At 72.2% G+C, this 19035-nt stretch carries 20 protein-coding genes; all 20 read left to right on the top strand.

The genetic code is table 11. The annotated features are described in order from the left end of the window. Nucleotides 1–37: 37 nt before the first annotated feature. The 20 genes from ACFYXU_RS18025 to ACFYXU_RS17930 all read left to right on the top strand — a co-directional run bounded on the left by ACFYXU_RS18025 (nt 38) and on the right by ACFYXU_RS17930 (nt 18844). Nucleotides 38–493: an Hsp20/alpha crystallin family protein gene (locus ACFYXU_RS18025; protein ID WP_389458458.1), complete on the top strand. Its 456-nt coding sequence runs from the start codon at nt 38–40 to the stop codon at nt 491–493. A 101-nt stretch (nt 494–594) separates the two neighbouring features. Next, a complete protein-coding gene (locus ACFYXU_RS18020) occupies nt 595–738 on the top strand; it encodes a hypothetical protein (RefSeq protein WP_389458456.1) in 144 nt (47 codons plus the stop codon). Nucleotides 739–797: 59 nt separating this feature from the next. Continuing rightward, nucleotides 798–1241 (top strand): DUF2267 domain-containing protein, encoded by a 444-nt coding sequence (locus tag ACFYXU_RS18015; protein ID WP_389458454.1) that lies wholly within the window; start codon nt 798–800, stop codon nt 1239–1241. Between the two features lie 453 nt (nt 1242–1694). Next, nucleotides 1695–1868, top strand: coding sequence for a CsbD family protein (locus ACFYXU_RS18010; RefSeq protein ID WP_329849689.1), 174 nt, complete (start codon nt 1695–1697; stop codon nt 1866–1868). A gap of 389 nt (nt 1869–2257) precedes the next feature. Further along, nucleotides 2258–2668: an STAS domain-containing protein gene (locus tag ACFYXU_RS18005; protein WP_389458450.1), complete on the top strand. Its 411-nt coding sequence runs from the start codon at nt 2258–2260 to the stop codon at nt 2666–2668. 38 nt (nt 2669–2706) lie between these two features. Beyond that, entirely contained in the window at nt 2707–4896 is a 2190-nt protein-coding gene (locus ACFYXU_RS18000; RefSeq protein ID WP_389458448.1) for a SpoIIE family protein phosphatase, read from the top strand. A 347-nt stretch (nt 4897–5243) separates the two neighbouring features. Continuing rightward, nucleotides 5244–6026 carry a TSUP family transporter gene (locus ACFYXU_RS17995; protein ID WP_389458446.1) on the top strand — a complete coding sequence of 261 codons (783 nt, stop codon included), beginning with the start codon at nt 5244–5246 and terminating at the stop codon, nt 6024–6026. Nucleotides 6027–6389: 363 nt separating this feature from the next. Beyond that, nucleotides 6390–6647, top strand: coding sequence for a DUF6479 family protein (locus ACFYXU_RS17990; RefSeq protein WP_329849695.1), 258 nt, complete (start codon nt 6390–6392; stop codon nt 6645–6647). 54 nt (nt 6648–6701) lie between these two features. Further along, entirely contained in the window at nt 6702–7682 is a 981-nt protein-coding gene (locus ACFYXU_RS17985) for a MerR family transcriptional regulator (protein ID WP_389458444.1), read from the top strand. A 649-nt stretch (nt 7683–8331) separates the two neighbouring features. Next, entirely contained in the window at nt 8332–8541 is a 210-nt protein-coding gene (locus ACFYXU_RS17980) for a hypothetical protein (RefSeq protein WP_361405884.1), read from the top strand. Nucleotides 8542–8689: 148 nt separating this feature from the next. Continuing rightward, nucleotides 8690–8959 (top strand): hypothetical protein, encoded by a 270-nt coding sequence (locus ACFYXU_RS17975; RefSeq protein WP_389458442.1) that lies wholly within the window; start codon nt 8690–8692, stop codon nt 8957–8959. Then, nucleotides 8940–9971 (top strand): YqjF family protein, encoded by a 1032-nt coding sequence (locus ACFYXU_RS17970; RefSeq protein WP_389458439.1) that lies wholly within the window; start codon nt 8940–8942, stop codon nt 9969–9971. Before ACFYXU_RS17975 ends, ACFYXU_RS17970 begins: the two co-directional genes overlap by 20 nt. 124 nt (nt 9972–10095) lie before the next feature. After that, nucleotides 10096–12438: a phosphoketolase family protein gene (locus ACFYXU_RS17965; protein ID WP_389458437.1), complete on the top strand. Its 2343-nt coding sequence runs from the start codon at nt 10096–10098 to the stop codon at nt 12436–12438. Nucleotides 12439–12779: 341 nt separating this feature from the next. After that, nucleotides 12780–13403, top strand: coding sequence for an NAD(P)H-dependent oxidoreductase (locus tag ACFYXU_RS17960; RefSeq protein WP_329849700.1), 624 nt, complete (start codon nt 12780–12782; stop codon nt 13401–13403). A gap of 156 nt (nt 13404–13559) precedes the next feature. Continuing rightward, nucleotides 13560–13769, top strand: coding sequence for a hypothetical protein (locus tag ACFYXU_RS17955; protein WP_384572172.1), 210 nt, complete (start codon nt 13560–13562; stop codon nt 13767–13769). 103 nt (nt 13770–13872) lie between these two features. Then, nucleotides 13873–14826: a TIGR03557 family F420-dependent LLM class oxidoreductase gene (locus tag ACFYXU_RS17950; protein WP_389458434.1), complete on the top strand. Its 954-nt coding sequence runs from the start codon at nt 13873–13875 to the stop codon at nt 14824–14826. 157 nt (nt 14827–14983) lie between these two features. Next, the gene (locus ACFYXU_RS17945; RefSeq protein WP_376639165.1) at nt 14984–15553 is read left to right on the top strand and encodes a type 1 glutamine amidotransferase domain-containing protein; all 570 of its coding nucleotides are present in this window, start codon (nt 14984–14986) and stop codon (nt 15551–15553) included. Between the two features lie 171 nt (nt 15554–15724). Continuing rightward, nucleotides 15725–16690 carry an LLM class F420-dependent oxidoreductase gene (locus ACFYXU_RS17940; protein WP_384572181.1) on the top strand — a complete coding sequence of 322 codons (966 nt, stop codon included), beginning with the start codon at nt 15725–15727 and terminating at the stop codon, nt 16688–16690. An 11-nt stretch (nt 16691–16701) separates the two neighbouring features. Then, complete coding sequence (locus ACFYXU_RS17935) at nt 16702–17382, top strand: HAD family hydrolase (RefSeq protein WP_389458431.1); 681 nt, start codon at nt 16702–16704, stop codon at nt 17380–17382. Nucleotides 17383–17683: 301 nt separating this feature from the next. Then, complete coding sequence (locus ACFYXU_RS17930) at nt 17684–18844, top strand: glutathione-independent formaldehyde dehydrogenase (protein ID WP_389458429.1); 1161 nt, start codon at nt 17684–17686, stop codon at nt 18842–18844. Nucleotides 18845–19035: the final 191 nt, after the last annotated feature.

Here is a 19035-nt window from a genome sequence, read left to right as displayed (position 1 = left end):
GGCAGTTACTGCCTGAACCTCCTGGAGGTGTTTCACGATGTTGATGCGCACTGGCCCCTTCCGCGAGCTGGACCGGCTGGCCCAGCAGCTGACGGGCCCGGGCACCTGGTCGAGACCGTCGGCGATGCCGATGGACGCCTACCGTGAGGGCGACGAGTACGTGGTGGCCTTCGACCTCCCCGGTGTCAGCGCGGAGGCGATCGGCATCGACGTCGAGCGGAACATGCTGAAGGTCAAGGCCGAGCGCCGCCCGGTCGCGAAGGCCGGCGAGGTGCAGATGGAGCTGTCCGAGCGGCCGCTGGGCGTCTTCTCCCGCCAGATCGTGCTCGCCGACACCCTCGACACCGAGCGCATCAGGGCCGGCTACGACGCGGGCGTGCTCACGCTGCGCATCCCGATCGCCGAGCGCGCCAAGCCCCGCAAGGTCTCCGTCGTCGCCGGCGTCGGCGTCGGCGTCGGCGTCGGCGTCGGCCGCAGGGAGATCTCCGGCTGACACCGGCCGGACACCGGTGCGGAGGACGGACACCTGATCTCCCCCTCACCCGCCTCCGCACCCCCACGGGCATCCGAGGAACGAGAAGGGGCGGCGATCAAATGACTCCGCGACCCGAGGCATTCCCCGACCACATCGGGGAACGCGGTGAGCACGGCACCGCGAAGGAAGCCGAGCGCGCGGCCGTCCCGCTCACGCGCCCCGACGACTGCGATCTTCTCTTCGGCCGCCCCCAGTCCACCTGACCACCGGTGCCGCGCACCGGCACCACCCCGTCCCGGCTTGACGAAAGGCATGCACCCCAGTGATCACCGACGTGCGCGTACCGCTCGAGCGCCAGCAGCCGCACTCCACCGCGTATCAGCAGATGCTGGAGCGAGTCCGCTACGAGGGTGCCTACCCCACCCGCGAGCGGGCGGACGAAGCCGTCCGCCTGGTCCTGTCGGGGCTGGGACGCCAGCTGACCGGCGACGAGCGCGTCGACCTGGCGGCCTGCCTGCCCCTGGAGGCCGCACGCGTCCTGACCTCACAGATTCCCGAGGCCGAGCCGGTGGGGGGCTGGGCCTTCGTCAAGGACCTCGCCGCACGCTCCGGCGCCTCCCTGGCCACCACACGCTGGGACACCGGATCGGTCTTCACCGCCGTCGCCGCCCACGCCGGCCCCCACCTGATCGCCCGCGTGCTTCACCAGCTGCCCTCCGGCTGGGCCCTGCTGTTCGGCCAGGCCGAGCTCAGCCCCACCGCGTAGCACCCCCTCCAGGCGCCGCGAGCGAACACCGCCGGCCCCGCTCCCACGGGCGGATCGCGCGGCGAAGGTCCCCCGATCCTCGCGATCGGGGGACCTTCGCCTGTCCGCCCACGTCTCGTACCAGTCCGCCTGACCGACGACCGCCCGACAGGACCGCACAGCCGCTGGGAAGCCGGGCGGACGCCCGAACCTGACCCGCCGCCCCCGCCCGCCTGCCGCTGTCCGCGCACGTGCCGGTGGTCCGCCCCCTGGGCAGGGGGCGGACCACCGGCACGCCTCGACGGAGTGATCCAGAACCAGCCGCCTTCGTGCCCTCTCCGTGCGCCCGGACCCCTCCTTGAACCACCTCCGCCGGCCGTGGGCGGAAGCAGCGTGACGGCGGTGTGTTTACCGGCGCCGATCGGGAGCACGAGGTGGCCACGACCAAATCCGGAACGTCACGAGGAGGTCCCCATGTCGGGCACCGAGAAGACCAAGGCCCACGCCGAGCAGGCCAAGGGCAAGGCCAAGGAGACCCTGGGCCGCGCCGTCGGCAACGAGCGGATGACCGCCGAGGGACATGCCGACCAGGCCAAGGGCAACGCCCGCCAGGCCAAGGAAGACATCAAGGACACCTTCCGCCACTGACCGCCCTCGGCGCACCCAGCCCCCGGCCCCCTCCTGGGGGCCGGGGGCTCTGCCACGCCCCGCTCCCCCCGTCCTGCCCTCGCCAGGCCTGGGGAAGCGATCGACGAGAGCGCGGCTGCGGGGGCATTCACCCGCTCGGGTAGGTCACGGTGCGGGGCCGGGCAGAACGGTGCAGGTCGATGTGTCGGGCAGTCGGCACCGCGGGCTGGGAGTGAGGTGGCTCGGTGGTGCTCACGTCTGGGCACCGGGTCTCACCCGCGCACGTCATGGAGGCACGTGCTGTGCCCCTGTGGCGACGGCATGGGTGAGAGGTCTGGAGGGGGCCGGTCCGTCGGATCTTTACGATGGGAGCGCTCGTCGTCGGTCGCTTCGTAGGGAGGAAGCTGCGGGTGTTCTCGGTGCAGGTCGTGCAGGAGGAGCGGGGCGTGGTGCTCGTGCTGCGTGGTGAGCTCGACTTCGAAAGCATGGTCCAGCTGGACGAGGCCGGCCAAGAGGTGCTGGCCCTGGGGCGGGGCGCGGGGCCGGTGGTGGCCGACTGCGCCGCCATGGCCTTCTGTGACTCCTCCGGTATCGGTGCCCTGCTGCGGCTGATGCAGCCGCTCGCGGAGCAGGGCCGGGTGCTGCGCCTGGCGGGTGTGCCCGCTCCGGTGGCCCGGCTGTTCGCGATCACCGGCCTGGACCGGATCTTCGAGGTGTACCCCGACCGGGAGCAGGCCTTTGCGGCGGGCACGGAGCGGCGTGACATCGTGGCCGTCGGCTCGGACGAGTCGGCGCAGCTGCGGGAGAGGCAGAACTCATGACGCGTGTTCCGGGGCAGCAGGCCCCTGAGCCTGCCGCGATGGCGGGAGCGCGCACGGCCGCCCTGGAGGACGCGGGTCGTGATCTGCGGGCGCTGTTCGGTGACTCCGTTGCCATCTTCGCCTACCTGGCCGGGCCGGCTCACATGCTGGAGACGGCGAACGCGGCGTTCTTCACCGCGATCGGCGGCGAGCGCCGCGAGACGGGGCTGCCGCTGGGGCAGCTGATGCCGGAGCTGGTCGAGCAGGGCTTCATCGCGCTGCTGGACCGGGTCTACCGCACCGGCGAGACCCACACCGCCCGGGACGCCCGGGTGCTGCTCGGTGAGGGGAAGAGTGCCCGGGAGGGGTTCTTCAGCTTCACGTACGAGCCGCGGGTGGATGCGGGCGGAAACGTGATGGGCGTGCGGGTGGTCGGGGTGGAGACCACCCAGGTCAAGCAGGCCCAGCGGCTGGCGGCCGAGCACCGGGTGCTGCTGGAGCAGATCGCCCGCCAGGCACCCCTGCCCGACGTCCTGGAGGGCATGGCCCGCGCCATCGAGGCGCTCGCACCCGAGGAGGTCCTGGTGTCGGTGCTGCTCGCCGACGCCGGCGGCCGGCATCTGCGGCACGGGGCGGCACCCAGCCTGCCCGACTTCTACAACCGGGCCATCGACGGTATCGCCACCGGGGACGGCGTCGGCTCCTGCGGCACCGCCGCTCACCGCCGCCGGCCGGTGATCGTCACCGACATCGCGACCGACCCCTTCTGGGACGACTTCCGGGCGCTCGCCGGCCAGGCCGGTCTCGCCGCGTGCTGGTCCACCCCGATCCTGGCCCGCGACGGGGCTCTGCTCGGGACCTTCGCGATGTACCACCGCACCCCGCGCACCCCCCAGGAAGCCGACCTCGCCCTGGCGAGGGTCTTCGCCGACACGGCCGCGCTGGCCATCGAACGCCACCACGCCGAGCAGGCGCGCCAGGCGGCGGAAGCACGGGAGAAGGCCGCCCGGGACGACCTCGCCTTCCTCCTGGAGGCCAGCAGCGCGCTCTCCTCCGACCTGGACGCCGCTCAGGCGCTGTCGAAGCTGGCCGGGTTCTGCGTACCGAAGCTGGCCCCGCTGTGCACGGTCGACCTCGTCGAAGGCGGGCGGGTGCGCCGCATCGCCGCCGCCGCTCCCACCCGGGGCGAGCGGGACCTGCTCACTTCCCACATCCCCGTCTACGACGCCGACGACGACGCCGTCGCCCGCGTCCTGGCCTCCGGCACCACAGAGGTCGCCCGCCGCGCTCCCACCGGGCCGGGCCCCTGGCACGACCTGAAGGTCACCGGCTACCTGTGCGTGCCCCTCATGGACCGCGACCAGGCGTTCGGGGCCGTGACCCTGCTGTCCACCGGCGACCACGTGTTCGACGGCCACACCGTCGCCCTGGCCGAAGAGCTCGCCCGACGCGCCGCCTCAGCAGCCCGCAACGCCCGCCAGTACACCCACCGCGCCGCCCTCGCCCGCGATCTGCAGGCCGGACTCCTCCTGCCCGAGCTGCCCGACGTGCCCGGCACCGAGGTCGCCACCTACTACAGCCCCGCCGGCGAAGGACTCGACATCGGCGGCGACTTCTACGACGTCTTCCCTCTCAAGGACGGCCGGTGGGCCTTCCTCCTCGGTGACGTGTGCGGGCGCGGCGCCATCGCCGCCACCACCACGGCCCTGGTCCGCCACACCGCCCGCGCCGTCGCCTCCCGCCTGCCCGGTCCCGCTGAGGTCGTCCAAGCGGTCAACGAAGCCCTCACCGACCGGCCCGGCAGCCACGGCACTGGTTTCGTCACCCTCGTCTATGGCCAGCTCACCCCCACCCCCTCCGGTCTCGACATCGAACTCGTCCGCGCCGGCCACAACCCGCCCCTGCACCGGCAGGCCCACCACACCGTGCACTGCCTCGACGCCAAGGGGCTCCTGCTCGGCGTCACCCCCCATACCCACGTCACACCCCACCGCCTCCAGCTGCGTCCCCACGAGAGCCTGGTCCTCTACACCGACGGCATCACCGAAGCCCGCCGCCGGGACGGCGAGATGCTCGGCGACCACCGGCTCGTCAAGGCCGTGTCCGACCTCCCCGGCCGGCCCCGCCCCCAGCAGATCATCGACGGCATCATCACAGCCCTGCACACCTTCACCGACGCCGGTGACATCGACGACGACCAGGCGATCCTCGTCCTGACCGCCACCGAGCACAGCCCGGCGGCCCCGTAAGGGGCGGCTCCTCGTCGTCAGTACCAGGCAGGACGGCGCCATGCGACTCGCCCAGCGGTCGTCTGTCGCGCTCGGGATTGCGATGACTCGCCGCCGGTCCTCGCCGGTGGTGAGGTCGAGACCGCTCAGGGTCCGCCGCTCACCGCAGAATCCCGCCCGGCTCCTGGGGAGTCGGTCACCGGACGGCTCTTCGTGGCTCGGTGGCTCTCTTCACGGGTGTGGACGGCCGTTGTCCACTGTTCCGGAAGGCGGTTGGATCGGTGCGGGGGCCGATGTTCACGAGAACGGAAGGCACCTGGGCCGGAGCCTGTTCGGGGCGCCGGACGGAGTGGACCGAGGGGAATGTCGTGGAGGGGTCGCTGGGGTTGCTCGGGTTCGCCGCCGGGCTCCTGATATCCGTCGTCACGGCCCCCGTGGGCGTCTCCGGAGCGGTCTTCCTGCTGCCCGTCCAGGTCAGTGTGCTGGGCGTGCCGAGTCCGGCCGTGACGCCCACGAACCTGCTCTACAACGTCGTGGCCGGCCCCGGTGCCCTCCTGCGCTACCGGAGGGCCGGGCAGCTGGGCGGGCCGCTGACCCGGCTGCTGATCGCGGGGACCGTGCCCGGCGTCATCGCCGGCGCCGTGATCCGCGTCTTCGCCGTTCCCGGCCCGCGTGTCTTCCGCCTCCTCATCGCGGTGCTGCTCCTGCCGCTCGGGCTGTGGCTGTGGCTGCGCACCGTACGCCCGGCCCCCACCCGCGCCAGGGACCTTCCGTCGCCCCGCGCGACGACGGCACTGGCCCTGGCGGTCGGCGTGGCCGGCGGCATCTACGGAATCGGGGGCGGCTCGCTGCTGGGGCCCCTCCTCGTCGGACGCGGCACACCGGTCGCCACCGTCGCACCCGCCGCTCTGGCCTCCACCTTCGTGACCTCCGTCGTCGGCGCCGCCACGTACGCGCTGCTCTCCCTGGCCGCCACCGGCGAAGTCGCCCCCGACTGGCTGCTGGGCCTGTCCTGCGGCGCCGGCGGCCTCCTCGGCGGGTACCTCGGCGCGCGCCTCCAGCCGCACCTGCCCGAGACAGCCCTCCGGCTCGTCCTCGGCACCCTCGCCACCGGCATCGGTCTGCTCTACGCCCTCCAGACTCTTCGCTGACCGTGCGGCCCCCAGCCGTTCCGGAGCGCCGGGGCGCTTTCGACACCGTGAGCGCCCGACGTCAGCCCTCGGTGTGCCCGAGACCATGAGCCGGCGCGGAACAGCTTGGTCACGGGGCGGCGTCCAGGTGTGGCCGGACGCCGGCAACCGCCGCGGCGGGGCGAGGGACAGGTGGTGTGCGGGGTTGCCCTGTCCTGCGGGCCGGCGTCAGGCCGGGCGACCACCGGCTCTTTCCGTCATGACTTCCTGCCGGAACCCGGCCGATACCTCCAGAAGATAGACGTTTCATTCTTTTTGCATCCGCGTGCGGAGCGAGGGCTGAAATACGGGCAGATCCATCGCTTCGCACCACGGGAGGCCGCTGTGCTCGTTCTGATCGGAGTGATCGTCGTCGCCGTGCTGATCGGCGCGTTCGTCCTGGGGTCCAAGGTCCGCGACGAGGAGACTCCGCCGCCGGACCCCGCCTCGCATCCTCTGCGTCCACTGACCGACCGTCTGCCGGGCGAGATGTCCGCGTACCGAAGGCCCTTCGAGGTGCCCCGCACCGACTGGGCCAACCGGCTCCGGCCGTATCAGCTCGGGGCCAGCACAGAGGCATCGCCGGTACCCCCGCAGGAATAGCCGACGCGCGTCGCGACCGCATCCGGGCTGGTGAACACGCGTTAGGCGCCTCGCATGGCCGAAACGACCGCAGGAATCACCACAGGGGCCCTGGCCCGACGCCTCGGGGTGTCGCCGACCACCATCCGCTCCTGGGAACAGCGTTACGGCATCGGGCCCGCGTCGCGCGCGGACGGTCGGCACCGGCGCTGGTCCCCCTCCGATGTCGCGATGCTCGAGGAGATGTGCCGTCTCACCTCGTCGGGCGTTCCCCCGGCGGAAGCCGCCCGGGCAGCTCGTCGCTCCCGCCCGGAACCGGGCGGGAGCGACGAGCTGCTGCCCGGCCGGGGCACGGTCGACGCCGAGGGCGCGGGGCGCGGTTCCGCCGGGGGCGGGGTCCTGGCCTTGGGGAACGTGCGTCAGGAGTGCCGTGGTCTGGCACGGGCCGCAGTGCGTCTGGACGCCGCGGCGATGGAGAGGTTGCTGCAGCAGGCGATCTCCGACCGCGGTCTCGTGAGTGCCTGGGAGGACGTGATGGCTCCCACGCTACGGGCCGTCGGCCGGAAATGGGTGTCCTCCGGCGACCTCTACGTCGAGGTCGAGCACCTGCTCTCCTGGCAGGTGTCGACGGCGCTGCGCCGTGCCGCCCTTACCGCCACGGACAGGTCGAGGGCTCCGGTGCTGCTGGCCTGTGTGCCGGCGGAGCCCCATACGCTTCCTCTGGAAGCTCTCACGGCCGCCCTGTCCGAGCGGGGACTCGAGGCTCGCATGTTCGGAGGCGCCGTCCCCGCGGAGGCCCTGGACGCTGCGGTGCGCAGGTGCGGCCCGGCCGCGGTGGTGCTGTGGTCCCAGACCCGGACGACGGCGGACCTGCCGTTGGCCCGCCATGTGGCGGGCACGACGTTCGGGCTGCGCGGTGCCAGGACGTCGCCTCTCGTCGTGCTCGCCGGGCCAGGCTGGTCGGGCGCAAGGCCAGCCACGGGCATGCTGCGGCCGCGAGGGCTGGGCGAGGCAGTCGGCTCCATCTCGCGGCTCTACGGCGAGCCTGCGCCATGACACCGGGCGCTGATCGGGTGGCCGGTCATCGGGGTGGCGGCCTGAGAAGGTCTGTTCCGGGGCGGTTCCGCTCTGCCGGGCCGGCGCCGTCGGGCCGGGCCGGGCACGAGGGCGCGACGCCCCGCGGTGCCGCGCCGGGCAGGCCGGGTCTGTTCTGGGGCGGGCACCCCTCGTCCTGGTGGTCTGCCGCGGTCCGACGGGCCGGGCCGGGGGGCTGAGCGACGGCAGGGTCCGGGCGGCGGTGCGTGGCGCCCGGGGCGGGCTCGGCGCACGCGACTGTGGGAGCGCAGCTGGTGGGCGGAGGCACATTTTTCGCTGCACCATCAATGCGTGTTGCCTGGATGCATCGGTTCGGCGAATCTCAGGAGGAACGGTGATCCTGCCGGAGGAGCATGACATGGTCTTCGCACCGTATTCGGCTTCGGCGCAGCGCGGCCGGCAGGCTCCGCCTGCGGCCTCCGCTCGCATCTCCTGTGCCGCCGGCCGTTCGGCGAAGGAGTTGCGCCCCTTGGAAGCGGAGCGCGCGAGGCGGTTCGCCGGCAGCGACCGGCCCGCCTCGGTCCCCGCACTGCTGGTTCTCCCGTCGGCCCGGCGCCTCGGCGCCCGCCCTCTCCGTCGAATCACCCCCACGCTCTGTCAAGGAGATCTCATGTCCCCTGCCGAGACCCACGCGCCCGGTGCCTGCACCCCCAGGGCAGGCCTCTACGAGTGCGACTGCGCCGCCGGGCACCTCTGGCTCATCGATCTGGCCGGTCACGCCTTCCCCTCGTTCCCACCCGGTTGCTCCGCGGGTCTGTGGCGGGCGAAGGACTCCGGGATCACCGCCTCGGCCGGCCCCGAAAGCGGCTCGAAGCCGTGAGGGGGCGGTTCGGCGCGCTCCGCGCAGCGCCCGATCCCTCAGGTCGGCGTCACCAGCGCCGGCCGGCAACCACGGGCTCCTGAGCGGAGGTGTCTGCTCGCCCCCGAGCAGTGGCCCTCGCCCTACTCAACGAAAGAGGGAAAACAAGATGATCGTCAAGAAGCTCCACGAAGCAGGAGTCACCAGCGAACACGCCTACCTCGCGGCCTTCGGTTCGATCGGGCTGTCGCTCGCCTCGTGGCTCACCTCGCGACGAAGCGAGAACCTGGAAAGGGCTGACCGGTGGGGAATCTTCGTCGGCGAGTGGGCGCCCACGTTCTTCGCCCTGGGGCTGGCGCTGGCGAACTACGAGCGGGGGGAAACCCCTGTGGGCCCCGTCGACGTCGGGCAGCGCCCTCATGGTGAGGCCGTCGGGTAAGGAGGAGAAGGGAGTCATGGCGAGGTCGCGCCGCGGTGGCGGTGGATCACCCGTGCGTCGGGCGGAGCGGTACGCGGCGCCGCAGCCAGTGTCGGCGGCCGGTCCACAGCACTCCTGCGGCAGTGTCTTCCGCCAGCGGTGGACCGATCTGGTGTTCGTGCACTGGGAGACATCGCCCGACGCCGTCGCCGGTCTGTTTCCCACGGGAACGCGGCCGGACGTGCTCGACGGGAAGACCTACGTGGGCCTCGTCTTCTTCGGCATGCGGGACCTGCGTCTGGCGCGAGGTCCCGTCCTGCCCTTCGGGGGCCGGTTCGAGGAGATCAACGTACGCCTCTACAGCGTCGACGCAGCCGGTCGGCGCGGGGTGGTGTTCCTGAGCCTGGACTGCAGCCGGCTGCTTCCCGTCATCGCCGCGAACGCACTGTTCGGGCTGCCCTACCGCTGGGCGTCGGCCCGCTGCGACCGCTTCGAGGAAAGGGTCCTCTACGCCGTTCGGCGCAAGAGCCGGGAACGCCCTCGTTCCCGGCTCTGGGCTGCGGTCGAGGGCGAGGAGCGGGGCCCGAACGCGTTGGAGAATTTCCTGACCGCCAGATGGGGCCTCCACGCCCGGACTCGGGGCCGGACACTCTACTGGCCACTGCACCACGAGCCATGGCGCTTCAGGGACGCGGCGCTGCTCCTGCTGGAGGACGAACTCGTGCGGGCGGCCACCGGCCTGACGGTCGACGCGTCCGCACCGGCAAGCCTGCTGTACTCGGAAGGCCTGTCGGTACGCTTCGGCCGGCCGTTCTGGATCTCTGAGACGAGCGCTTCGTGCTCTCCCCTCGGGTATGCCCGTGATACTCGCCGCGGCCACCCGCCGTCCCCGAGCCGCATACGTCCACCCGCCGGCCGAACGGCGGATGCGGACGCGGACGTCCACCCGTCGACGGACGCCCCCCGCGGTCACCTGGACAGCGCCGGGCGATGCCTCGTGGACTGGGGGCGCGGCCCGGAGGGCGTTTGCTGACTCGGCCCGGCATCCTGGCCGGAGGCGGGTGAGCCGGCCGGCCGGGGCCGGGGTGGGTTGGGCGGTCAGGGCCCGGGCAGGCGCAGCAGAGCGCATCCGCCACCTTCCCGGAGGAGTCGTGACCGTGTCTGCACAGTCGCAGCGGACCCCCTACGCACGGGCGGCCGACTATGTCGCCGCGGCCCTGATCTTCCTGCAGGACAACCTGCTGCTCACCGAGCCGCTGCGGCCGGAGCACATCAAGCCGCGGCTGCTGGGGCACTGGGGGTCCTGTCCGGGAATCAGCATGGTCTACGCCGCTCTCAACAGTCTCGTCCGTGAACGCGGTGCCGACGTGCTGCTGGTCACCGGCCCCGGTCACGGCGCGCCCGCCGTCCACGCCAACCTGTGGCTGGAGGGCACCCACGAGGACCACGACCCGGCACTGGCGAGGACGGGCAGCGGGCTTCGGGAGCTTGCACGTCGCTACTGCGCTCCTGACGGCTTCCCCAGCCACCTCTCCCCGTCGGTTCCGGGGACCCTGCACGAGGGCGGTGAGCTCGGCTACGCCCTGGCGACCGCGTTCGGTGCCGCGCTGGACGCCCCCGACCGGGTCGTGGCGTGCGTCGTCGGCGACGGGGAGGCGGAGACCGGCCCCACCGCGGGGGCGTGGCACTCCACCAAGTACCTCGACCCGGTGACCTCCGGGGCGGTGCTGCCCGTGCTTCACCTCAACGGTTACAAGATCTCATCGCCGACGCTCTTCGCGACGATGACCGACGCCGAACTCACCGACCTCTTCCGCGGCTACGGCTGGGATCCCCGCATCGTGGACGTCACCGGCGGCCCGTCCGGGGAACCCCTCACGGCCGCCGTCCTCGATGCTCACGACAGCATCCGCGGACTCCAGGGCAGGGCCCGCGCGGGCGATGTGCCCGCTCGTCCCCCGTGGCCGATGATCGTGCTGCGCAGCCTGAAGGGACAGGGGGCGCCGGCCGAGGCCGGGGGCACGGCCGTCGAAGGGACCTTCCACGCCCACCAGGTCCCCCTGCCCGACGTGCGCGAGGACCCCGCACAGCTCAAGGCCCTGGAGTCATGGCTGCGGTCCTACCGCCCCGGGGACCTGTTCGATCAGGACGGGCGGCCGGCGGACGCGGTGCTCGCCGGGATCCCTCCCGCGGGGGTCCGCATCGGCTCCCAGCCGGCCGCGAACGGAGGCCGGCTCCGCCGGCCTCTGCCCCTTCCTGCCCTCGAACCGCACTCCGTGCCCCTGCCGCACGGGCCAGGATCGGCGAAGGCGAGCCCCACCCGGGTGCTCGGCGGCTGGCTGGCCGGCCTCATGGCGTCGACGTCCACCCGCCGCGACTTCCGGATCGTCTCCCCCGACGAACTGGCCTCCAACAAGCTCGACGCGGTCCTGGAGGCCACCGGCCGCGCCTACGCCTGGCCGGTCGAGGAGTACGCCGAGAACCTGGCACGGGACGGCCGGGTGATGGAGATGCTGTCCGAGCACAACTGCCAGGGCTGGCTGCAGGGCTACCTGCTCAGCGGCCGACACGGCCTCTTCCCCACCTACGAGGCCTTCGCCTCGATCGTCGACAGCATGGCCAATCAGTACGCCAAGTGGCTGAAGATGTCCCGCGAGGTTCCCTGGCGCGCCCCCGTCAGCAGCCTCACCTACCTTCTCAGCAGCGAGGGCTGGCGCCAGGAACACAACGGATACAGCCACCAGGGCCCCGGCTTCATCAACAACCTCCTCGACCGCAAGAACACCGTCACCGGCGTCTACCTGCCACCCGACGCCAACACCCTCCTGGTCACGATGGAACGGCTCCTGGACGAGACGGGGAAGATCAACGCCGTCGTCGCGGGAAAGCACGATGCCGCCCAATGGCTCGACCTCGACGCCGCCCGCGACCACGTCCGCGCCGGTGCGTCACAGTGGACCTGGGCGAGCACCGCCGACGGCGAGGAGGCCGAAGTCGTCCTCGCGTGCGCCGGCGGCATTCCCACCGTCGAGTCCCTGGCCGCGGCCGACCTGCTGCGCCAGGACCTGCCCGAGGCCCGGATCCGGTTCGTCAACATCGTCGACCTGTGCTCCCTCGCCCCTCCCGGCCGCCACCCGAACGCCATGCCGGATGAACGGTTCCAGGCGCTGTTCGGACAGGAGACACCGGTCGTCCTCGACTTCCACGGCTACCCCTCGGCCGTCCACCAGCTCCTCCACGGCAGGCCCCACCCCGACCGCTTCCACGTCCGCGGTTACGTGGAGGAAGGCACGACCACCACCCCCTACGATCTCCTCGCCCTCAACGCCACCACACGCCACGACATCGCCGCCACGGTCCTGGCCCACACCGAGCCGCGCTCCGGCCGCAGCCGGCAGCTCGCCGAGCGGTACACCAGCCACCGCGACGCCCTGCGCGGCGAGCTGCGCCGCACAGGAGTGGATCCCGCCGAGATCACCGACTGGACGTGGACAGGATGACCGACGACGTCCAGGTCGCCGACGGCGGCTCCTCCAGCTTCCACCGCGCGCTCGCCGACGTTCCGGTTCTTCTGCGGTAGAAGCCTGCGGGCACCGGATCGTCCACGGGGCCCGGCTTCACGCGCCCACCATCGTGGACGAGACCGCCCGGACGGCACCGCGGTCCTCCGGGCCGGAGAGTTCGGCCGGGAAAGCGTCGGGAGGCTCGCGCCGGCGGCGCCGCCCCCACGGCGCCTCCCGGATCCGGCTCGGCCCGGCCCGCGTGATGACCGTGCCCGCCGATCTGATGAACCGAGCGGCGGATCACGGGTTGCGACCGTCTGCGGGGGTAGCCGCAGGCCATGGAAGCCAACGAGAACACTCCGCTGCGCGCCGTCGCGCTCGTGTGCACCCTGTCCCCCTCCCCCGCCGCCTCCAGCTCCGAGCTCCTGGCCCGCCAGACTCTGGACGCGCTGGCCGAACACGGCGTCACCGGCAAGTCGATCCGCATCGCGGACCACGACGTGAAGACCGGCATCTCGACGGACCTGGGCGAGGGTGACGCGTGGCCGGACATCCGCGAGACCGTGCTGGGGACCGACATCCTGATCCTCGCGACCCCGATCTGGCTGGGCCACCCCTCCAGCGTCTGCCAGCGGGTCATGGAACGCCTGAACGCGGAGATCGGCGAGACGGACGACGAGGGCCGGATGCTCACCTACGGCAAGGTCGCCGCCGTCTGCGTGGTCGGCAACGAGGACGGCGCCCACCACGTGAGCGCCGAGCTGTTCCAGGGCCTGAACGACTGCGGATTCACCCTGCCGGCCAACGCCGTCACCTACTGGGTCGGCGAGGCCATGCAGGGCACCGACTACCAGGACCTCGACAAGACCCCCGAGAAGACCGCCGCCACCACCAAGACCCTCGCGGCGAACACGGCACACCTGGCCCGGCGCCTCAAGCGCAACGTCTACCCGCCGTCCTGACGCGCGGCACAGCCCCGCGCCCGCCGTGTGCCGGACCGGCCCTCGCTCGCTTCCCGAGCGAGCCGGCCCCGGGCCCGGTGCACCGGCCCCCGGCGTCCGGCGTCCGGCGTCCGGCGTCCGCTGCGCCTTCCGTCCCTTTCAGAACAGGAGCACTCCGTGGTCAAGAAGTACGAGAACGAGAACGACAGCGCTCGCACCACCCCGTCCCGCGCACCGGGAGAGAGCGGCGACGAGGAAGCACGCGAGGAGGCCGAGGACGCTGTCCTGCCCGGCACCGGGGCCGCGGAAGCCGACGACGTCACGCCCGGCCCGAAGGCCCAGCCGCCGGCACGCGAGGACGAGATCCGAAAGCCCCACGGGCCGTGATCCCGGCAAGCGCGGGGCCCCGCCCGTGCGACCCGAAGTCCCTCTTCCCCGTCGCCCGTGCCCGCGGCAGCGGGTCGGCATCTCCTCCTGGAGGCCTGAGGTCATGACTTCGTTCGGCTATTTCCTGTCCTGCGAGGAATTCACTCCCCCGCAGCTCCTGGACCAGGCCGCAAAGGCGCGCGAGGCGGGCTTCACCCGCCTCGCCATCTCCGACCACTTCCATCCGTGGAACGGCGCCCAGGGCAACAGCCCGTTCGTCTGGTCGATGATCGGCGCACTCTCCCAGGCCGTGGACCTGCCCGTCACCACACTGGTCACCTGCCCCACCGTACGACTCCACCCGGCCGTGACCGCCCAGGCCGCCGCCACCTCCCACCACCTGCTGAACGGCCGGTTCGCTCTCGGCGTGGGAACCGGTGAAGCCCTCAACGAGCACATCCTCGGCGACCGCTGGCCCTCCTTCGACGAACGGGCCGACATGCTCGAGGAGGCGGTCGAGGTGATGCGCAAGCTGTTCACCGGCGACCAGGTCAGCCACCAGGGCCGGCACTACACCGTCGACAACGCACGCCTCTACACCGCCCCCACAGGCGAGCTGCCCGTACTCGTCTCAGGATTCGGCCCCAAGGCGGCAGAGCTCGCCGGCCGGATCGGCGACGGCTTCGTCACCATGGGACCCGACCACGACGCCATCCGGCGTTTCCGCACCGCCGGCGGCGAGGGCAAGCCCGTCATCGGCGGGCTGAAAGTCTGTTGGGGCGAGGACCGGGACAAGGCGGTCGAGACCGCCCACCGGCTGTGGCCCACCGAGCACCTGCCCGGCGAACTGGCACAGATCCTGCCCACGCCCGCCCACTTCGAGCAGGCCGCCGAGCTCGTCACCCACGACCAGGTCTCACAGAACGTGCCCTGCGGCAACGACCCCGAGGAACACCTGGCCGCCGTGCGCGCCTACGTCGACGCCGGGTTCGACGAGGTCTACATCGGCCAGATCGGGCCCGACCAGGACACCTTCTTCACCGCCGGCCGTGACCAACTGCTGCCCGCACTCCGCTGACCGAACCAGCTCTGCCAGACCAGCCGGGCAGGGGCGGCCGCCGCTCGTGCCTCAGGGACACGCACCCGGCCGCGGGGGCATCCGGAGGTGTTCCGGTCCCCGCCACGGCGGTCAGTTCGGTGAAGCTGCCCGCATCTGATCAAGGAGGAGACAGACTGTGTCACCCGACGGAACGCTCGAAGGACGGAACGTCCTCATCCTCACGACGAACTACGGCACCGAGCAGGACGAACTGACCAGACCGGCGGCAGCCCTGCGCGCGAGCGGTGCCAGGGTCACCGTCGCCGCGCAGAAGGACGAAGCCGTACAGACCCTCGTCTCCGACCGCCACCCCGGCGACCTGGTCCCGGCGGAGACGACCCTCGCGCGGGCGACCGCCGACGGGTACGACGCCGTACTGGTCCCGGGCGGCACACTCAACGCCGACCAGCTGCGGACCGACACCGACGCCCGGCGCCTCGTCTCGGCCTTCGCGGCGGCCGGCAAGCCGGTCGCCGCGATCTGTCACGGGCCGTGGCTCCTCGTCGACAGCGGGCTCGCCACGGGCCGCGAACTCACCTCGTACCCCTCGCTCCGCCCGGACCTGGAGAACGCCGGTGGCACCTGGCGGGACCGGGAGGTGGTCGTCGACACCTCGGGTGACCACCCTCTGATCACCTCCCGAAGGCCGGACGACCTGGACGCCTTCTCGTCCGCGATCATCCGCGTGCTCGCCGGGGACGACTGACGGCCGGCCGGTCACGCGGCGGATCAGGCGGCGCCGGCCACCGGCCGGCGCCGCCCCGTGCTTCGCTCGGACCGGTGTCGTCCGAGCCCGGGTCGCTCGACTGGCTCCGCATGAACCGACTCGTCGTGTTTCGACCGTTTCGAACCCCCTGTACGCGGCAAGGCGCCGGACATGATGCACATCGGGTACACGATGATGACCGAGCAGGCCGGCCCCCGTGAACTGGTCGGACACGTGGTCGAGGCCGAGCGCGTCGGATTCGACTTCTCCGTGATCTCGGACCACTCCTTCCCCTGGCTGCCGTCGCAGGGGCACGCCCCGTACGCGTGGAGCGTCCTGGGAGCGGCGGCGCAGGCCACCTCCCGCATCCCGCTCATGACCTACGTGACCTGCCCGAGCTTCCGCTACCACCCCGTGGTGGTCGCCCAGAAGGCGGCGACGGTCCAGCTCCTCTCCGAGGGCCGCTTCCGGCTCGGCCTCGGCTCCGGCGAGAACCTCAACGAGCACGTCGTCGGCCGGGGCTGGCCCTCGGCCCGGGTCCGCCTCGCCATGCTGGACGAGGCCGCCGAGATCATCCGCGCCCTGTTAACGGGCGCCTACGTGACGCGGCACGGGCGCCACTTCCAGGTGGACGACGCCAGGCTGTGGGACGTCCCGGACACTCCCCCGCCCCTCGGCATCGCCGTCTCCGGCCCCCGCTCCTGTGCGGTCGCCGGACGGCATGCCGACCTCCTGATCGCCACGGAGCCGGAGCGGGATCTCCTCAACGCCTTCGACGCCCGTGGCGGCACGGGGAAGCCACGCATCGGGCAATTGCCCATCTGTTACGACCCCGACCGCGGCGCCGCCGTCGCGCGCGCCCACGACCAGTTCCGGTGGGCCCTGGGAGGCTGGCGCGTCAACGCCGAGCTGCCGCTCCCGGCGAGCTTCGCACAGGCCTCCGCGTACACCCGGCCGGAGGACGTGGCGAAGACCATTCCCTGCGGGGACGACGTGGGCTCCGTGGTGGAGGCAGCCCGTCGCTTCGCCGACGCGGGATTCACCGACCTCGCCCTGGTCCAGGTCGGGGGCGACCACCAGATGCCGTTCCTCCGCTGGGCGGAGACGACCCTGCTTCCCGCCCTCCGCGACCTGTAGGAGTTCCGACCATGGACCGCGCCGCACTCTTCGACGTCGACGGAACCCTGGTCGACACCAACCACCTGCACGTCGTCGCCTGGTGGGAGGCCTTCCGGCAGGGCGGGCACCGCGTGGCGACCCACGCCGTGCACCGCGCCCTGGGGCTCCCCGGCGAGCAACTCATCGACCAGCTGCTCGCCCCGTCCCACGACCGGTCGCAGGACGTCGGCCTCAGCGCCGCCCACGACACGCTCTACGCCACCTCCTTCGAGCGCCTCGAGGCCTTCGACCAGGCCGGTGAACTGTTGCGGAAGCTCGCGGATGACGGCTGGAAGGTCCTGCTCGTCACCTCGGCCAAGGACAGGGAACTGACCGCGCTGCGACGGGCCCTGGACGCCGACGACGCCCTCACGGACACCGCCACCGCCGACGACGTAGAGCGGGGTAAACCGGCCCCCGATCCGATCCGGCACGCCCTGTCCCTGGTCGGCGTGCCCGCGGACCGGGCCGTGTTCGTCGGCGACAGCGTCTGGGACATGCGGGCCGCGCGGCGCGCCGGCGTCGCGTCCGCCGGGCTGCTGTGCGGCGGGATCCCGCGCGCCGACCTCATCGAGGCGGGTGCGGCGGCCGTGTACGCCGACACCGCCGACCTCCTCGCCCACCTGGGCACCAGCCCCTTCAGCGCCGTACGGTCCGAGGGGACTGGCTGATCCGCCGGCCGGACGCCCCGGCCACGGGAGACCATTGCCACGGCCCTCGGCCAGCTCGGCGAGGACGGTGCCTTCGGGAGGCCGGCCACCCACGGGCGGGGCGGAGCGTGCCGTCCTGCGCCTTCTCACGCCCGCCCGAAGGCCCCGCGTCAGGACGCGGTCCTAACGGGTGACCTTCCGCGGTGAACCGACGCGCGTGCGGCGTTTTCCGGCTCTCTGCCCGGGCAGCCGCCGTGCGACTCCGTCGGCTGTCGTCGCCGCCGTCCGTCCGTACGAGCGCGGCGGCGGGATAGGAACGATCATGAAAGCGGCTGTGTACGAAGGTCCCCGCACGGTGACGGTCAAGGACGTCCCGGACGCACGGATCGAGCATCCCAACGACATCCTCGTGAAGATCACCACCACCAACATCTGCGGCTCCGACCTGCACATGTACGAGGGGAGGACGTCCTTCGAAACCGGTCGGGCCATGGGGCACGAGAACCTCGGCCAGGTCGTCGAGACCGGCGACGCGGTCAGCAAGGTCCAGGTCGGCGACTGGGTGGTCCTGCCCTTCAACATCGCCTGCGGGTTCTGCAAGCAGTGCGAGCGGGGCCTGACGAACTACTGCCTCACCATGCAGCCCCGGGCCGGCATGGCGGGCGCCGCCTACGGCTTCGCCGAGATGGGCCCGTACCAGGGGGGTCAGGCGGAACTGCTCCGCGTGCCCTACGGGGACTTCAACGCGCTGCGCCTGGGCGAGGACGCCGCCGATCGCCAGCTCGACTACGTGATGCTGGCGGACATCTTCCCGACCGGCTACCACGCCACGGAGATGGCCCGGGTGAAGCCCGGCGACCAGACCCTCGTGTACGGGGCCGGGCCCGTCGGCCTGATGGCCGCGTACTCGGCGATCCTCAAGGGCGCGGGGCGGGTCTGGGTGGCGGATCACCAGGCCGACCGCCTGCGGCTGGCCGAACAGATCGGGGCCGTCCCCATCGACACCTCGTCCCAGGACCCGGCCGAGGTCGTCAAGGAGGCCACTTCGGGGCTCGGCGCGGACAACGGCTGCGAATGCGTCGGCTACCAGGCCCACGACCCGCAGGGCGAGGAGGACGCGAGTCTGACCCTGAACGGCCTGATCGACGCCGTGCGGTTCACCGGCGGCATCGGAGTGGTCGGAGTGTTCATCCCCGAGGATCCCGGGGCGGCCGAGACCCAAGGGCGGCTCGAGGCCCAGGGCAGGATCCCCATCGACTTCGGCATGTTCTGGTTCAAGGGCCAGCACATGGGGACCGGTCAGGCCCCGGTGAAGCGCTACAACCGCGCGCTGCGCGACCTCATCGCCGGCGGGAGGGCCGAGCCCGGATTCGTGGTGTCCCACGAGCTCGCCCTCGACGAGGCCCCCGGAGCCTACGAGCACTTCGACCACCGCGACGACGGGTGGACCAAGGTCGTCCTGCACCCCGACGGACACAGGTGAGAGGCGAGGCCGGCGATCGGGGCGGGCCAGGGCGCCAACCGGTGTGATGCCGCCCCGACCGGTGGTGCCAGTCGCGTTCACGGCCGATCTCCCGGTTTCGCTCACCGGACCGTCGCGGACGCGGAGTGTTCGTTTCGAGCGCTGCGGCCGGGTACCGGGCGGATGAGCATGGGACGGAACACGCCCGTACC

Origin of the sequence: Streptomyces sp. NPDC002232 (assembly GCF_042890295.1) — a bacterium.
Lineage (GTDB): Bacteria > Actinomycetota > Actinomycetes > Streptomycetales > Streptomycetaceae > Streptomyces.
Note: the sequence above shows the minus strand (reverse complement) of the source record. Positions and strands in the feature narration are given on the sequence as shown.

Excerpts from the sequence above, each read along its gene's own strand:
- ACFYXU_RS17935 (WP_389458431.1), top strand. The coding sequence starts at position 16,702 with ATGGACCGCGCCGCACTCTTCGACGTCGACGGAACCCTGGTCGACACC.
- ACFYXU_RS17975 (WP_389458442.1), top strand. The coding sequence starts at position 8,690 with ATGATCGTCAAGAAGCTCCACGAAGCAGGAGTCACCAGCGAACACGCC.
- ACFYXU_RS17960 (WP_329849700.1), top strand. The coding sequence starts at position 12,780 with ATGGAAGCCAACGAGAACACTCCGCTGCGCGCCGTCGCGCTCGTGTGC.
- ACFYXU_RS17940 (WP_384572181.1), top strand. The coding sequence starts at position 15,725 with ATGATGCACATCGGGTACACGATGATGACCGAGCAGGCCGGCCCCCGT.
- ACFYXU_RS17930 (WP_389458429.1), top strand. The coding sequence starts at position 17,684 with ATGAAAGCGGCTGTGTACGAAGGTCCCCGCACGGTGACGGTCAAGGAC.
- ACFYXU_RS17985 (WP_389458444.1), top strand. The coding sequence starts at position 6,702 with ATGGCCGAAACGACCGCAGGAATCACCACAGGGGCCCTGGCCCGACGC.
- ACFYXU_RS18010 (WP_329849689.1), top strand. The coding sequence starts at position 1,695 with ATGTCGGGCACCGAGAAGACCAAGGCCCACGCCGAGCAGGCCAAGGGC.
- ACFYXU_RS17970 (WP_389458439.1), top strand. The coding sequence starts at position 8,940 with ATGGTGAGGCCGTCGGGTAAGGAGGAGAAGGGAGTCATGGCGAGGTCG.
- ACFYXU_RS17950 (WP_389458434.1), top strand. The coding sequence starts at position 13,873 with ATGACTTCGTTCGGCTATTTCCTGTCCTGCGAGGAATTCACTCCCCCG.
- ACFYXU_RS18020 (WP_389458456.1), top strand. The coding sequence starts at position 595 with ATGACTCCGCGACCCGAGGCATTCCCCGACCACATCGGGGAACGCGGT.
- ACFYXU_RS17980 (WP_361405884.1), top strand. The coding sequence starts at position 8,332 with ATGTCCCCTGCCGAGACCCACGCGCCCGGTGCCTGCACCCCCAGGGCA.
- ACFYXU_RS18000 (WP_389458448.1), top strand. The coding sequence starts at position 2,707 with ATGGCGGGAGCGCGCACGGCCGCCCTGGAGGACGCGGGTCGTGATCTG.
- ACFYXU_RS18025 (WP_389458458.1), top strand. The coding sequence starts at position 38 with ATGTTGATGCGCACTGGCCCCTTCCGCGAGCTGGACCGGCTGGCCCAG.